Here is a 14,911-nt window from a genome sequence, read left to right as displayed (position 1 = left end):
TGATTTAAAGTATTAGAATTTTCATCTATAAAACCTTGCTCACTTTGTAAGATTAAGATTTCTTTATTTTTAAGGTAGGGGTATTGCTCTTTGAGGGTGTAAAGAGCTAATACTCCCTCGCTAGAAATATTAATAGGAGTATCGTATGACTTCAAAAGGGGAGTTGTGTTGATTTTATTGGATACAATAAGATAATAATGCTCAAAGTTATTAATAATTCTAGCTTCAACTTTAGTATTTAAAATCAGTCTATTGTTTTTACTTAAACTGATATCTGAAGGAGCTACAGCATTAGAAGCACTATTGCTATCTTCATAATACACTAAAGCCCCTGCTAATATATCTATGAAAGTGTTTTTAAATATATTTAAATTCCCGCCTATATATAAGGTATTATTATAAGATTTAGCTTCACTTAAACCTGTAATGGCTGAAGGAGCTATAAAAATAGAATTGTTATTTTTATACTCATCAAGATTAAGATTGTTTATGATTAAGGTATTATCATGGGCATTGTTTGAAAGTCCAGCTATAATACTTAAAATTCCTTCTCTTTTATCTGAAGCTACACCAAATAAAGTATCATTGATAATGATTTTATTATAAGCTGCTTCATTGTAAGCCATAATCAAATAAGCATTATCAGCTGCATTAGAAGAATAGTTTTTTATATCTATGGTATTATGATTGGCTTTATCTATATTACTTACATCGGTAATGCTTTGAACATTGTTGTAATTTATAGTATTATAAGAGGCTTCTTTAGCTTCTGTTAATACAGTTAAATTTCTAAAAGAAGCAAAGTCTTTAATCACTACTTCATTGTTATTAGCACTACTAGGATAAAAGTCTTGATTATTAAGAATATTTTTCTTAGCTGTATAAATGTATACAGGTAAGGTTGACATAGAATTATTAATATAAACTTTATTATAATCCGCACTGCCTTCTAAGGTTCTAGCAGCTACAATATTTAAAGCATCTTTATAGCTTTAGAAAGATCGGTTGTGGTAAGATCGTTTTTAATGTTAATGGTATTATGATTAGCTCCTTTAGTTGCAAAGCCACCATAAAAAGAATGTTGGTTATAACCTAAGAAGTTATTAGCGATTTCTAAAGGATGTTTTAATTCTATGTTTAAGGTATTATAATTTGCTTCTCCATTATTAGAAGCTCCTGCATAGAAGTTAAACAAAGCTTGAGCAAAAATGTTCTCATTGTTTTTATCTTTTTTTAGGTTTTTAATATCTTTTAAATTGATAGTATTATCTAAGGCTTGTCCTTGTTCGGTTTTTCCACCCCAAAAATCAGCAAATAAAATAGAATTATAAGCTAGGGGTTGTTTATCATGGTTCATATACATATCAAGATTAAAACCATCTATGTCTAAAAGGTTTTTACTGGCTTGAAAGTTTTTATCTGTTCCGCTATCTATATAACCTGCGCTAATATAAGCAGCAGCTGAACTAGCATAAGCTTTGCTTGGACCATGGATAATCATATTAGCATCTTTGATAAAGATTTTATTGTTTTTTACATTGCCTTGATAAGCTAAACCACCTACAAGGTGAGTGATTCTTTCATCAAAGGTATTATTACCATTTTTATCTTTTTTAGGTAAGGAAGTAAAAAACTCTACACTGCGACCTGCTTCTATATTTAAACTATTATTTGTAGAATCTCCATAAGTGGCTATAGCTCCGATTAAATAAGGAGCACCATTTAAGGCTAAATCATAAGTGTTCTCAACTCCCATACTAATATGAGCATCTTTTTGAAGTATGGTTTGGTTATAGCTTGCATTACCATAATGAGTAAAGGTAGAACTCATTAAGAAATTCATGCGTTGATTGCTTTTAGAATTACTAGGGTTTTTTATATGAGTATCTTTAGGTTTAAGATAAAAAACCGAACTAAGTTCTCCTTGTTCTAATATAAGTTTATTATAACTTGCATCAGCATGATCGGTTTTTACTGTGATTAAAAAAGGAAGCACTCTAACTGTTTTTATACTATGATCGGCTGTATTAACACCATGCCTTGCTTTAAAAGAAAGAACTTCATCTTCTCTCATATCAGGAGTAAGTAAATAATGTTTAAAATTTAAATCGTTTATATTTGTAATATTTGGTTTATGATTGTTAAATATTGTTAATATATTGTTTAGAACTCTTAGCATAATAATTTATACCTTGGAATTTTTTATAAGTAGAATTGGTTTTATCATAAAGTTCGTTATCATTAAAATAATGCTTTGGAATATTGAAATTTCGATTGTCTATAGTATTTGCTTGAGTGGCTGCAAAAGCGTTGATGCTTAAGAAGGTAACAATAGAAAGTTTAAAACAAAATTTCTCTATACCCCCCCCCCGTGAAGTTAAAAAGCTTTATTAAATTAAGATTGGACGGAATTTTTTAATATAAACTAAAAAGTGATATCAAAGAATTTCCGTTGTATAATCTAATGTTTTTTAAATGTAAAATATTTTTTAAGGTAAAGCGATGAAAATGCGTGTGTATTATGAAGATACTGATGCGGGTGGAGTGGTGTATCATAGTAATTATTTAAAATTTTGCGAGAGAGCAAGAAGTGAAATTTTTTTCAATAAAAAAGTAGATATTTTTGATGCGTCTAAGGGACATTTTTTGCTTGCAAAAGCAAATTGCAATTTCTTAAAACCTGCAAAACTTGGAGATATGATAGAGATTAAAACAAAAATTTTAGAAGTCAAAAATGCTTCTGTGGAAATTTTACAAGAAATTTATAAAGATGAAATTTTGCTTTTTAAAATGGAATTAACTTTAGCTTTTATTAAAAACGAAAAACCAGCTAGAATGGATATGCAGTTAAAAAAGCTCTTTGAAGAATTATTTTAATTCTTCAAAGCTTGCTTGTTTGCCTTGCATAAGACGCACTTTGTAATCAACTTGAGAATTTTTGATTTTCTCATCAAATAAACTTTCGCTTTTTTTATTTAAGAATTCGGTATAAAAGTAATCAACTCCTATACTAGTAGCATAAGCAATCCAGTTATAATCTATACTTTGATTAAAAATTTCATTAAGATAGACTAAGTTATCATCGTGGTTATTGATGGAATTAGCAATGATGAAATTTTCTCTATCTCCTTGTTGTGTTAAACTTAAAAATGTTGGATTATAGTTGATTTGAGTGGATAAAAGCACATAAGGATGAATGTTATAAATTCTTAGTTGAGAACTTGCTAGAGCTGTTTTGATCAATGGAGTGTTAAAAAATATTGAGGCATTATTAACTCCGCCTTGTGATCTTAAAAGTCTGCTAAAATCAAGCTTCTCTCCTTCTATAGTATATATTCTAGCATTATTATTTTGAGCAAGAATTCTTGAATTTAGATTGCTTGATAAGGCAGAGCCATCGCTAAATATTGCGATATTAGCATTTGATTTGCTTAAAAGTGTGGCAATTTGAGTATCATAGTCAATACTTCCAAAAATAATATTTTGATTTGAAATTTGTATGTTGTTTTTATGGATAGTCGGTATGAAAATTTTCATATTTCCTGAGTAATTTTTCAACTCATTAGCACCTTTTAGAGTAAATCCAGCTATGGCATACTGATATCCTTGAGCTTGTACTGCATCAAGCGCGGCTCGAATTTTATCACTATCTTCTGTGCCGGTTAAAAAAACTTTTACTTTGATTTCGGCTCTTTGTCTTAAAAGATAGGCTATGCTTGAATTTATTATAGTATTTGAGTAGCTTTTTATGGTTTTTTCTGGGATAATTATCGCAAGTTTAACAGAAGTAATTTTTTGAACATTTTTTTCAAAATCAGTAATGGAATTTAATAATTTTGCATAAACATTGGATAAAAATTGATCGTTTTGGTCTGCAAATTCACTTAAAAAACTGAGATACAATCTTGATTCTAAAAGATCAAAAAGACAATTTGTGTTGCATTCTTGAACGCTTAATTTAGGATAAAAATTTTCAACAGGTTTTACATCGACTAATTTTTGCTCTTTTGCATTAAGCAAAAAGCAAGATAAGAAAAATATTAAAAATATTTTTTTCATAAAAATCCTTTAATTTTTTTTAAATCTTGTATGAAATTTTTTTCATAACTTGGATTTTTTTCTATAAAATCTAAATCATAACTTGGCATTATGAAAAAATTTTTATAAGCAAAAACTTCACCTTTTAAAATGTGATAATCTTTAAATCCCAAGTTTTTAAATGTGTATTCTCCTAGACAAAGCAAAAAAGCAGGTTGAATCAGTTTTAGTTCGTTCCAGAAAAATGGTAAGCAAGATTGTAGCGAAAAATCATCAAATTTTCCATTACAAAAACATTTAAATAAATAAGAAAAATAAAAATCTTCATCGCAAAGCCCTAAAATTTGATAAATATAGTGTTTTAATTTTTCACCTTTTTTTGAATTAAGTAAAATTCCGCTTTCATTTTCACTCTTTTGCCCAAAAACATCAAGAATTAGCAATTTGACATTTTTTATCTTAGGTTCCATAAGACTAAATTTTCTTGTTTTGGAAAATTGGCATAAGGTGCAAGATGAAACAAGTTGTTTTAATTCTTGAAAATTTTGTACTTGTTCAAAGTGGTTTGTATGTGTATCAACAAAGTTAAATCCCATAGCTTTTAAATAATAAAGACTTCTTATCATAAATCACACAATTTTTCTAAATTTTCTCCACTTAGACGATAATTTCTCCATTGTTTAAGATGTTTAGCGTTTAAACTTTCATAAAAATTAATACCTAAAATATTATCATTTAAGCAAACCCAGTCGAGTCTTTTTAAATTTTCTTTTTTGCAAATTTCTCCTAAAAATTTAAACACAGCTTTTCCATAACCTTTTTTACGAAAATTTTCTCGTATATAAATATCTTCAAGATAAATTCCACCGCTGCCCCAAAAAGACGAAAAAGTATAAAAATAAATCATATAGCCTATAGTTTTTTCATTTTCTTTTAACAAAAAAGCACGAACAAATTTATTTTTTAGTAAAGAATGTTCCAGTTTTTCTTTCGTGCATTGAAGAAAATCTAACATATCTTCGTATTTTGCAAATTCTATGATCATTTCTTGTAAAATATCTAAATCTTCTTGTCTTAAATCAATAATTTTAAATTCTGACATTTTTAACCTTTTAAAAATAATTTCAAAATTTATCAAAAGAATTTAAAAATTACTCTTAATCAAAAGCAATTTATAAGTAAGATTAAGATAAAATACAAGTTTATTTTATAATTTTTTAAGGAAAAATCAAATGAAAAGAACCTATCAGCCACATGGCACTCCAAGAAAACGTACTCATGGTTTTCGTGTTCGTATGAAAACTAAAAATGGTCGCAAGGTGATCAATGCAAGACGCGCTAAAGGTAGAAAAAGACTTGCTGTGTGAAAAATTTTGATAAATTTAGCACAAACGAGGAATTTTCATCTGTATACAAAATAGGTAAAAAATGGCATTGCGAAGGTGTGATTATTTTTTATCTGAATAGTTATGAAAAAAAAATAGCAGTTGTTGCTAGTAAAAAAGTTGGAAAAGCAGTGGTTAGAAATCGTTCAAAACGAATTTTAAGGGCTTTGTTTGCTAAGTTTGAAAGATATCTTCGAGATGGCAAATATATTTTTGTAGCTAAAAATGAAATCACTGAACTTTCTTTTTCTAGGTTAGAAAAAAATCTAAAATGGGGATTGAAAAAACTAGAATGTTTCAAATGATATGCCTAAAAATACTCCGTTTTTATCAGAAATTCTTAAGCCCTTTAAAACCCGCTGCTTGTAGGTATTATCCTAGTTGTTCTGAGTATGCGCTTTGGCAGTTTCAAAAAAAGAATTTTTTTCTAGCTTTTTTTTCTACTTTTTTTAGAGTTTTAAGATGCAACCCTTTTTTTAAAGGGGGTTTTGATTATCCTAGAGTTTCTAAAAATTTTTATCCTATAAATTTATGTTTTAAGCCTATATTTTTAGCAAAAAAACAACTTTGTTTTTTATATATACCTTATAAAAATAAAAGTTTTTATCTTATAAAAATCATCTTTAAAAGGACAAATCAGTGAATAATTCAAATAATATTTTTCAGCAAAAGCGTATACTTTTAGCTGTTGTGATTTCTTTTTTATTTTTTGTTGTTTACGATTATTTTTTCATTCCAAAACAACCTTTAAAAATAGAACAAAACATTACACAACAAAATCAACAAAACACAAGCATAAATAACACTCCTAATATACAAAATACCACCACAAATACTCCAAGTGCAGCTTTAGTTTCACAAGATAGTGTGATATCTAAGGTTCAAAGCAAGCATTTTGAAGCACAAATTGACTCTTTTGGTAGAATTTCTGCTTTTTATTTAAAAGATAAAAAATACCAAAATGAGAAAGGAGAATTTATAAATCTTGTTAGCAAGGAAAATAGTCCTTATCCTTTAGAAATGCGTTTTAGTGATCCAAGTATTAACTCAGAGGCTTTTAAAATTCCTTATGTTGCTAACGCTAGCAATCTTTTTGTTGATGAAAATGGAAGTCAAGTTTTAAAACTCACTCAAAATCTTTCTGGATTGAAAATCGAAAAAGATATTACTTTTTATCCAAAAGGAAATTATGAGATAGAAGTTAAACTCAGCAAGAATGCAAATTATTTTATAAGTCCAGGATATCGTCCAAATATTGCCGTAGATAGTTATACAGTTCATGGTGCTTTGGTAATGGATAATAAAGAAACCATCGAAACTTATAAAGATGGAGATGTAGAAAAGGATGAAAGTGCTAATAATGTCGTAATGACTTCGGCTTTTGATAGATACTATGCAACTTTCTTTTATAATTTTGATAAACCTTTAAATGTGGCAATCAGCAAGGATGCTAATCAAAACCCTATAGTTTTTGCTTATAGTGATAATGAATTTAAAGCAGGGGGCTATATAGGCTCTAAAGAACATGTGATTTTAAGAAGTATAGATCCACGCCTTGAAGCAGTTGTTGAATATGGTTGGTTTACTTTTATTGCTAAGCCTATGTTTGAGTTTTTGAATTTCTTGCATCAGTATATAGGAAATTGGGGTTGGGCTATCGTTGTGATGACTTTAATTGTGCGTATTATTTTATTCCCGCTAACTTATAAGTCTATGATTTCTATGAATAAACTTAAAGATCTTGCTCCTAAAATGAAAGATATTAGAGAGCGTTATAAAGGCGATCCACAAAAAATGAATATGCACATGATGGAGCTTTATAAAAAACATGGTGCAAATCCTATGAGTGGTTGTTTGCCTATACTTTTACAAATTCCTATTTTCTTTGCTATTTATCGCGTTTTGCTTAATGCTATTGAGCTAAAAGCAGCTCCTTGGGCGTTTTGGATACATGATTTATCGGTAATGGATCCTTATTTCATTTTGCCTATTTTAATGGGTGCAACGATGTTTTTACAACAACTTATTACACCTATGACTATACAAGATCCTATGCAAGCTAAGATTATGAAATTTTTGCCAGTGATTTTTACTTTTTTCTTTATCACTTTCCCAGCAGGACTTACGCTTTATTGGTTTGTAAATAACCTTTGTTCTTTGGTTCAACAATGGGTTATCAATAAAATATTTGCTAAAGAACATCACAAAAAACAAGCGGAGCATGAAAAATGAAAATCGAAGCCATTGATCTTCAAAGTGCCTTAACAGAAGCTTCAAGAAGTTTAGAATGTTCTGTGATGGACTTAGAATATGAGATTATTCAGCATCCAAGAAAAGGTTTTTTTGGATTTGGAAGAAAAAAGGCAATTATAGAGGCTAAAGCAAAAAAAAGGATTTTGAAAAAAAATCCTAAAAAAGAATTTACAAGTTCAAAAAATCACAAACCAGAAACACATGAGCCAAAACAAGAAAACAAGATTGAAACAAAAAATGAAAAAAATAAAAGTCAAAAAGAAAAATATACAGTAAAAAGTGATGAAATTTTTGATAGTTTTCATCGAGAAAGCAAAGGAGTGCGTAATACTCAGGATATTTTAGATGAGATTCGCATTCAGCTTGTAAAACTTTTAGAAAGCTCCCAGTTTAAAATAGAGCTTAGTGAACTTAGAATGTATGATGAAGATTGCGTTTTGATTCGATTGGATGGGGAAGATGCTGCTTTGATGATAGGTAAAGAAGCACATCGTTACAAGGCTATTTCTTATCTTTTACATAATTGGATCAATTTAAAATATAATCTTTTAGTGCGCCTTGAGATCGCTCAATTTTTAGAAAATCAAATTCAAGGTATGCAGCTTTATTTACAAAACGTGATTGAAAAAATTAAAATTCATGGACGCGGACAAACCAAACCTTTGGATGGGGTTTTGATAAAAATCGCTTTAGAGCAGTTAAGAGCTAAATTTCCAGATAAGTATGTAGGAATTAAGCAAAATAATGATCAAAGATTTGTTGTAATAAACGACTTTTTCAAAAAAGATGAGTGATACTATAGCGGCTATTGCCACAGCTCATGGTGTGGGTTCGATTTCTATTGTAAGATTAAGCGGTGAAAGGGCTTTAGAATTTGCCTTAAAGCTTAGCCACAAAACCAAACTTACCCCACGCCATGCTACTTTTACAAAACTTTTTAATCAAAATAATGAAATTATCGATGAAGCTATAATGATATATTTTAAAGCCCCTTATAGTTTTACAGGGGAAGATATAGTAGAGTTTCAAACTCATGGAGGATTTAGTGTGAGTGAAGTTTTACTCGAAGAACTTGTGAGTTTAGGAGCAAGACTTGCTTTAGCAGGGGAATTTAGCAAAAGAGCGTGTTTAAATGGCAAAATGACTCCTTTAAAAGCTTTAAATATACAAGATCTCATACTTTCAAAATCTGCACTTGCAGCTAAAATTATAGCACGCAACATGCAAGGAAACTTAGGAGAACTTTTAGAAAAAATTCGCACAGATTTGGTTAAAACTTTAGCTTTTGTAGAAACTAGTATTGATTATGCTGATGATGATTTACCTTCTGATTTATTAGAACAAATTTCTACTATGTGTGAAGAAAATTCTAAAATTTTAAAAGAAATTTATACGCTTTCTCAAAGCAAAAAAGGACTCATAGAAGGTTTTAAAATCGCTATTGTAGGTAAGCCAAATGTAGGCAAATCTTCGCTTTTAAATGCCTTGCTTTCTTATGAAAGAGCTATTGTTTCAGATATAGCAGGCACCACTCGTGATACTATAGAAGAGAGCTTTAAATTAGGAACGCATTTATTACGCATTATAGATACAGCGGGTATTAGGGAAAGTAAAGATGTTATAGAACAAATCGGCGTAGCTTTAAGTAAAAAAAGTTTAGAAGATGCAGATATTATTTTGGCAGTCTTTGATGCTTCAAGAGTGCAAGATAAAGAAGATGAGAAAATTTTTGACTTATTAGCAAATACTGATAAAAAAATCTTTTGGATTTTAAATAAAAGTGATTTAGAAAATGTTTTCAAAAATACTCAAAATAAAAATTTTATCAAGCTTAGTGCTCAAAAAGACATCACTTTGTTAAAAGAAGAATTGCAAAATTATCTTAATTCTTTTGATAGTGAAGGTATTATGGTAAGTTCTTTAGATCTTATTAATGCTTGTAAAATTTCAAGTGAAGCGATTTTTAGAGCTAAGGGGCTTTTAGAGGAAAGTTCTTTAGAACTTTTTGCTTTTGAACTTAATTTAGCGATTAATGAACTTGCAAGATTTACCAAAGATTTTCAAAGAGATGAAATTTTAGACGAAATGTTTGGTAATTTTTGTTTAGGAAAATGAAAGGATAAAAATGGACAAAGAAACCATAAAAGCACACAAAATTAGCGATGAAGAATATGCACAAATTTTAGAAATTTTAGGACGTGAGCCAAATTTATTAGAGCTTGGGGTTATTTCTGCGATGTGGAGTGAGCATTGCTCTTATAAATCTAGTAAAAAATATCTTAATGGTTTTCCAACTAAAGCACCTTGGGTGATTCAAGGCCCAGGTGAAAACGCAGGGGTTATTGATATCGGGCAAGGTATGGCAGCAGTTTTTAAAGTAGAAAGTCACAATCACCCTAGCTTTATTGAACCTTTTGCAGGTGCGGCTACAGGAGTAGGGGGAATTTTACGTGATGTTTTTACTATGGGTGCAAGAGTGGTTGCAGGGCTAAATTCTTTAAAATTTGGCAATATTCATAATGAAAAATGCGGCAAACATCAAAAATACCTTGTTAAAGGTGTGGTAAATGGAATTTCTCATTATGGAAATTGCATGGGTGTGCCAACTATAGGTGGAGAATGTGCTTTTGATGAGTGTTTTAATGGAAATATCTTAGTTAATGCCTTTGCTTTAGGGGTTTGTAAAAGTGAAGATATCTTTTATGCTAAGGCTGAAGGTGTAGGAAATCCTGTGATTTATGTGGGTTCAAAAACAGGGCGTGATGGACTTGGTGGAGCGGTTATGGCAAGTGATAGCTTCAATGAAGAAAGCAAATCTTTGCGTCCCACAGTGCAAATTGGCGATCCTTTCAGTGAAAAACTTCTTATGGAAGCTTGTTTAGAGCTTTTTAAAACTGATTATATTGTGGGTATTCAAGATATGGGTGCTGCAGGGCTTACTTCAAGTTCTTTTGAAATGGCAGGAAGAAGTGGCAGTGGCATGAAACTTTACTTAGATAAAACTCCTATACGTGAAAGCGGTATGACTCCTTATGAGTTAATGCTTAGCGAGTCTCAAGAAAGAATGCTTATTTGTGCGAAAAAAGGCTATGAAGATAAGGTTATAGAAATTTTCAAAAAATGGGATTTAGATGCTGTGGTTATAGGTGAAGTTACCAATACAGGAAAAATGGAGCTTTTTTGGCATGATGAGCTTGTAGGGCTTATTCCTATCGAGCCTCTAAGTGAAAAAGCGCCGATTTTAAGTCGTCCTATAAGTGAGCCAAAATATTTAAGTGAAATTAAAGATTATAAATTTGAGTTAAAATTAAGCATTCAAGAGCTTTTTATACAAATGCTTCAAAATGAAAATATTAACAACAAAGCTTTTATTTATGATCAATTTGATTCAAGTGTGCAAACCAATACTATAAAAGCTGATGGAAGATTAGGTGCTAGTGCCATTCGTATCAAAGAAAATGGTGCAAGTGTGGCTATGGCTATAGAATGTAACTCACGCTTAAATTATGTAAATCCTAAAATAGGAGCAGCTTTAGCAGTAGCTTCAGCAGGAAGAAAAGTTGCTTGCACGGGGGCTAAGCCTTTGGCAATAAGTGATTGTTTAAATTATGGAAATCCGCAAAATCCTGAAGTGATGTGGCAATTTGCACAAGGTTGCGAAGGCATTAAAGAAGCTTGTAAAGAGTTAAATACCCCAGTAGTAAGCGGCAATGTTTCACTTTATAATGAAACTGAAGGCGTAAGTATTTATCCAAGTCCTACTATAGTAAGCGTAGGGGTTTTAGAAGATGCAAATAAAACCTTAAAAGCTAGTTTTGAAAAAGAAAATTTAAGTGTTTATCTTTTGGGTGAAAGTTTAGGGGAATTTGGTGGATCTATGGTAATGAAAATCCAAGATAAAAAAGTATCAGGAAGTCTTAAAGAGCTTGATTATAAAGCTGAAATTGCACTTTGGGATTTGCTTTATAAAGCCAATCAAAATTCTTTACTTGAGTGTGCCAATAGCGTAGGAATAGGGGGTATTGCTATGACTTTGGCAAAAATGTTTGCTATTTCTAGTGTAGGTGCAAATTTAACAAGTGGTTTTGATGATGAAAAAATGATTTTTGATGAGAGTGCAAGTCGTGCTATAGTAGGGCTTAGTAAAGAAAATGAAGAAGCTTTTTTAAATTTAGCTAAAGAATTTGGAGTAAAAGCTTATAAATTAGGTGTGAGTACTAGCCAAAAACATTTTAAACTTGATAGCATTGAGTTAAGCAAGGCTGAACTTGATAAGCTTTATTTTGAAAGTTTTAAAGAGCAAATCCAATGACTTTAGTTTTAATTATACTCGTTGTTTTGGTGTTTTACTGGTATTATAAAACTTGGGGAAAACAGGATTTTTTAAACTCAGCTACAAGAGGAGCCAAAGGCTTTGCTAAGGGTTTTGCTCGTGGGGTTATGGAAGAAAGAATGGATGAGTTTAAAAGGCGTATGAATTACTATGTTATCGCACTTTTGGCAAAAATTGCAAAAAGCGATGGCAGAGTAAGTGAAAATGAAGCTGAAATGATCAAAGATCTTTTAGATGCAAATGCCAAAGATGAAAAAGAAAGAGCTTTTTTAAAAGCAAGTTTTAATGAACATAAAGAAAATTTAAGCGATGCTTTTTACGTGGCAAAAGATTTTTTAAAAGAAGTACCTTTACCTAAAAATGAGCGTTTTAATGTTTTGCGTGTGCTTGTTTTTATGGCTTTAATCGATGCAGATTTTAATGCTAAAAAGCGTGAAATTTTAGAGCAAATCGCTAAAGCCTTTGATATAGCAAAAAGCGAATTAGACGCTTTTATAGCAAGTCTTTCAAATTTAAAAAGTTCTAAAAAAGAATTAAGTCTTGATGAAGCTTTTACTATTTTAGAACTTCCAAATAATGCAGATTTAAATGCGGTAAAAAAACAATACCGCAATTTAGCAAAAAAATATCATCCTGATATTTTAAATGCAAACAATGTTAGTGAAGAAGAGCTTAAAATCGGTGTAGGGAAATTTCAAAAAATCAACGAAGCTTACGAAAAAGTTAAAAAACATTTAGAAAGGTAAAAATGAGAGCATTGCTTAGTGTGAGTGATAAAGAAGGTATAGTAGAATTTGGCAAAGAGCTTGAAAATTTAGGCTTTGAGATTCTTTCAACAGGTGGGACTTTTAAGTTTTTAAAAGAAAATGGAATAAAAGTTATGGAAGTGAGTGATTTTACAAAAAGTCCTGAGCTTTTTGAAGGGCGTGTAAAGACTTTACACCCTAAGATTCATGGTGGAATTTTACACAAAAGAAGCAATGAAAATCATATCAAACAAGCAAAAGAAAATGAAATTTTAGGAATTGATCTAGTTTGTGTGAATTTATATCCTTTTAAAAAAACCACTATCATGAGTGATGATTTTGATGAAATTATAGAAAATATCGATATAGGTGGGCCTGCGATGATAAGAAGTGCAGCAAAGAACTATAAAGATGTGATGGTACTTTGCGATCCGCTTGATTATGAAAAAGTCATCGAGACTTTAAAAAAAGGTCAAATTGATGAGAATTTTCGTTTAAATTTGATGATAAAAGCTTATGAGCATACGGCAAATTATGATACTTATATTGCAAATTATATGAATGAACGCTTTAACGGAGGTTTTGGAGCGAGTAAATTTATAGTAGGACAAAAAGTATTTGATGCAAAATATGGAGAAAATCCACATCAAAAAGGGGCTTTATACGAGTTTGATGCCTTTTTTAGTGCAAATTTCAAAGCCCTTAAAGGCGAAGCAAGTTTTAATAATCTAACCGATATTAACGCAGCTTTAAATTTGGCTAGTAGTTTCGATAAAGCTCCAGCTATTGCTATAGTAAAACATGGAAATCCTTGCGGTTTTGCTATAAAAGAAAATTTAGTACAAAGCTATATACATGCTTTAAAATGCGATAGCGTTAGTGCTTATGGAGGAGTGGTTGCAATCAATGGAACTCTTGATGAGGCTTTAGCAAATAAAATCAATGAAATTTATGTAGAAGTAATCATCGCAGCCAATGTAGATGAAAAAGCTTTAGCTGTGTTTGAAGGTAAAAAACGCATTAAAATTTTCACTCAAGAAAGCTCATTTTTAATCCGCAGTTTTGATAAATATGATTTTAAACATATTGATGGGGGTTTTGTATATCAAAACAGCGATGAAGTTGGCGAAGATGAGTTTAAAAATGCAAAGCTTATGAGTCAAAGAGAGGCAAGTAAGGAAGAATTAAAAGATCTTGAAATCGCCATGAAAATAGCAGCATTTACCAAATCAAACAATGTTGTTTATGTAAAAAATGGCGCTATGGTGGCTATAGGCATGGGTATGACAAGCAGAATCGATGCAGCAAAGGTAGCAATCGCTAAAGCTAAAGAAATGGGGCTTGATTTGCAAGGTTGCGTTTTAGCAAGTGAAGCCTTTTTTCCTTTTAGAGATAGCATAGATGAAGCAAGTAAAGTAGGAGTTAAAGCTATAGTAGAACCAGGCGGAAGTATAAGAGATGATGAAGTGGTAAAGGCGGCTGATGAGTATGGTATGGCGCTTTATTTTACAGGAGTAAGACATTTCTTACATTAAGTTTAATGGAATGTTATGTTTTTTACACATAATTCAATAAAAATTAAATAAATTATGTGTAAAATATTTCCGAAAAATTTTATTTTTAGGAAACTATGATGTTTAAAACTATAGGATTTAAGGTTTCTGCTGCAATTTTTGTGGTGTTGCTTATAAGTTTCATTGTAATGCAAGTGATTTTAAATTTGGATTTTGAAAATACTGCCAATAAAATGAGCAGGGCAAATTTAAATACCGTAAGTACTTCTGTTTTTCAAACAATGAGAATGGCTATGAATTTAGGAGATCCTGAAAAAATTAAAGAAGCCATTGAAGATGTAAAAAGTATAGAGGGTATTAGTGATATTAAAATTTATCCTTCAAAAGATACTATAGATCTTTTTGAGATGAAAGCCCCTCAAATTTCAAATGATAAGCGTATTATAGAACAATTTTCAAATCCTAAAATTCAAGCTTTGGAAGAAAATATAAATGGTGTTGTGTATTTAAGATTGATACGCCCTTTGATTGCAGATGAAAGTTGTGTTACTTGTCATGAAATGCTAATACAGGAAGTGTGATTGGGGTTATGGATATATCACATTCTTTAGAAGGTGTTTAAAAAGATATAAGCAAAACCGG

General features: G+C 30.5%; 14 protein-coding genes and 1 pseudogene. 11 read left to right on the top strand and 4 right to left on the bottom strand.

Annotated elements, in window-relative coordinates; all coding sequences use genetic code 11:
- Positions 1 to 119: 119 nt before the first annotated feature.
- Positions 120 to 2,360: pseudogene (locus FBF22_RS04715) on the bottom strand (hypothetical protein); the annotation flags it as partial.
- Between the two features lie 142 nt (positions 2,361 to 2,502).
- Between FBF22_RS04715 and FBF22_RS04710 the strand changes: the two are divergent.
- On the top strand, positions 2,503 to 2,877 hold the full coding sequence (locus FBF22_RS04710) for a thioesterase family protein (protein ID WP_002853400.1): 375 nt from the start codon (positions 2,503 to 2,505) through the stop codon (positions 2,875 to 2,877).
- Here the strand turns inward: FBF22_RS04710 and FBF22_RS04705 are convergent.
- Genes FBF22_RS04705 through FBF22_RS04695 form a run of 3 tightly spaced genes read right to left on the bottom strand, consistent with a single transcriptional unit; the run spans position 2,869 to position 5,140 of the window.
- Complete coding sequence (locus tag FBF22_RS04705; RefSeq protein ID WP_002885195.1) at positions 2,869 to 4,059, bottom strand: hypothetical protein; 1,191 nt, start codon at positions 4,057 to 4,059, stop codon at positions 2,869 to 2,871. The two genes, FBF22_RS04710 and FBF22_RS04705, sit on opposite strands and share 9 nt — an antisense overlap.
- Positions 4,056 to 4,664 (bottom strand): uracil-DNA glycosylase family protein, encoded by a 609-nt coding sequence (locus FBF22_RS04700; RefSeq protein WP_002859215.1) that lies wholly within the window; start codon positions 4,662 to 4,664, stop codon positions 4,056 to 4,058. The genes FBF22_RS04705 and FBF22_RS04700 overlap by 4 nt, the downstream gene beginning before the upstream one ends.
- Positions 4,661 to 5,140, bottom strand: a complete 480-nt coding sequence (locus FBF22_RS04695; RefSeq protein ID WP_165433266.1) for a GNAT family N-acetyltransferase — start codon at positions 5,138 to 5,140, stop codon at positions 4,661 to 4,663. Before FBF22_RS04695 ends, FBF22_RS04700 begins: the two co-directional genes overlap by 4 nt.
- A 130-nt stretch (positions 5,141 to 5,270) precedes the next feature.
- Between FBF22_RS04695 and rpmH the strand changes: the two genes are divergently transcribed.
- The 10 genes from rpmH to FBF22_RS08665 all read left to right on the top strand — a co-directional run bounded on the left by rpmH (position 5,271) and on the right by FBF22_RS08665 (position 14,850).
- Positions 5,271 to 5,405, top strand: a complete 135-nt coding sequence (gene rpmH / locus FBF22_RS04690; RefSeq protein WP_002776864.1) for a 50S ribosomal protein L34 — start codon at positions 5,271 to 5,273, stop codon at positions 5,403 to 5,405.
- Entirely contained in the window at positions 5,402 to 5,728 is a 327-nt protein-coding gene (gene rnpA, locus FBF22_RS04685; protein ID WP_002859217.1) for a ribonuclease P protein component, read from the top strand. The genes rpmH and rnpA overlap by 4 nt, the downstream gene beginning before the upstream one ends.
- The gene (yidD, locus tag FBF22_RS04680; protein WP_002869899.1) at positions 5,725 to 6,066 is read left to right on the top strand and encodes a membrane protein insertion efficiency factor YidD; all 342 of its coding nucleotides are present in this window, start codon (positions 5,725 to 5,727) and stop codon (positions 6,064 to 6,066) included. The genes rnpA and yidD overlap by 4 nt, the downstream gene beginning before the upstream one ends.
- Positions 6,063 to 7,655, top strand: a complete 1,593-nt coding sequence (yidC, locus tag FBF22_RS04675; protein ID WP_002867428.1) for a membrane protein insertase YidC — start codon at positions 6,063 to 6,065, stop codon at positions 7,653 to 7,655. Before yidD ends, yidC begins: the two co-directional genes overlap by 4 nt.
- Positions 7,652 to 8,470 carry a Jag N-terminal domain-containing protein gene (locus FBF22_RS04670; RefSeq protein WP_002869900.1) on the top strand — a complete coding sequence of 273 codons (819 nt, stop codon included), beginning with the start codon at positions 7,652 to 7,654 and terminating at the stop codon, positions 8,468 to 8,470. Before yidC ends, FBF22_RS04670 begins: the two co-directional genes overlap by 4 nt.
- On the top strand, positions 8,463 to 9,791 hold the full coding sequence (gene mnmE / locus FBF22_RS04665; protein WP_002853495.1) for a tRNA uridine-5-carboxymethylaminomethyl(34) synthesis GTPase MnmE: 1,329 nt from the start codon (positions 8,463 to 8,465) through the stop codon (positions 9,789 to 9,791). The genes FBF22_RS04670 and mnmE overlap by 8 nt, the downstream gene beginning before the upstream one ends.
- A gap of 10 nt (positions 9,792 to 9,801) precedes the next feature.
- Positions 9,802 to 11,988, top strand: a complete 2,187-nt coding sequence (purL, locus tag FBF22_RS04660) for a phosphoribosylformylglycinamidine synthase subunit PurL (protein ID WP_002885197.1) — start codon at positions 9,802 to 9,804, stop codon at positions 11,986 to 11,988.
- A complete protein-coding gene (locus tag FBF22_RS04655) occupies positions 11,985 to 12,755 on the top strand; it encodes a DnaJ domain-containing protein (RefSeq protein ID WP_002885199.1) in 771 nt (256 codons plus the stop codon). The genes purL and FBF22_RS04655 overlap by 4 nt, the downstream gene beginning before the upstream one ends.
- A gap of 2 nt (positions 12,756 to 12,757) precedes the next feature.
- Positions 12,758 to 14,290: a bifunctional phosphoribosylaminoimidazolecarboxamide formyltransferase/IMP cyclohydrolase gene (gene purH / locus FBF22_RS04650; protein WP_002885200.1), complete on the top strand. Its 1,533-nt coding sequence runs from the start codon at positions 12,758 to 12,760 to the stop codon at positions 14,288 to 14,290.
- A 98-nt stretch (positions 14,291 to 14,388) separates the two neighbouring features.
- Positions 14,389 to 14,850: a hypothetical protein gene (locus tag FBF22_RS08665; protein WP_002885201.1), complete on the top strand. Its 462-nt coding sequence runs from the start codon at positions 14,389 to 14,391 to the stop codon at positions 14,848 to 14,850.
- Positions 14,851 to 14,911 lie beyond the last annotated feature (61 nt).

The sequence above is a fragment of the Campylobacter sp. CFSAN093260 genome, assembly GCF_012890095.1.
Taxonomy (GTDB): domain Bacteria; phylum Campylobacterota; class Campylobacteria; order Campylobacterales; family Campylobacteraceae; genus Campylobacter_D; species Campylobacter_D jejuni.
The sequence above is the reverse complement of the archived record's forward strand: the minus strand, read 5'-3'. Positions and strand labels throughout refer to the sequence as shown.

Bases quoted from the DNA above. Each gene is read 5' to 3' on its own strand.
- FBF22_RS04710 (WP_002853400.1), top strand. From the start codon at position 2,503: ATGAAAATGCGTGTGTATTATGAAGATACTGATGCGGGTGGAGTGGTG.
- FBF22_RS04705 (WP_002885195.1), bottom strand. From the start codon at position 4,059: ATGAAAAAAATATTTTTAATATTTTTCTTATCTTGCTTTTTGCTTAAT.
- FBF22_RS04700 (WP_002859215.1), bottom strand. From the start codon at position 4,664: ATGATAAGAAGTCTTTATTATTTAAAAGCTATGGGATTTAACTTTGTT.
- FBF22_RS04695 (WP_165433266.1), bottom strand. From the start codon at position 5,140: ATGTCAGAATTTAAAATTATTGATTTAAGACAAGAAGATTTAGATATT.
- rpmH (WP_002776864.1), top strand. From the start codon at position 5,271: ATGAAAAGAACCTATCAGCCACATGGCACTCCAAGAAAACGTACTCAT.
- yidD (WP_002869899.1), top strand. From the start codon at position 5,725: ATGATATGCCTAAAAATACTCCGTTTTTATCAGAAATTCTTAAGCCCT.
- FBF22_RS04670 (WP_002869900.1), top strand. From the start codon at position 7,652: ATGAAAATCGAAGCCATTGATCTTCAAAGTGCCTTAACAGAAGCTTCA.
- mnmE (WP_002853495.1), top strand. From the start codon at position 8,463: ATGAGTGATACTATAGCGGCTATTGCCACAGCTCATGGTGTGGGTTCG.
- purL (WP_002885197.1), top strand. From the start codon at position 9,802: ATGGACAAAGAAACCATAAAAGCACACAAAATTAGCGATGAAGAATAT.
- FBF22_RS04655 (WP_002885199.1), top strand. From the start codon at position 11,985: ATGACTTTAGTTTTAATTATACTCGTTGTTTTGGTGTTTTACTGGTAT.
- purH (WP_002885200.1), top strand. From the start codon at position 12,758: ATGAGAGCATTGCTTAGTGTGAGTGATAAAGAAGGTATAGTAGAATTT.
- FBF22_RS08665 (WP_002885201.1), top strand. From the start codon at position 14,389: ATGTTTAAAACTATAGGATTTAAGGTTTCTGCTGCAATTTTTGTGGTG.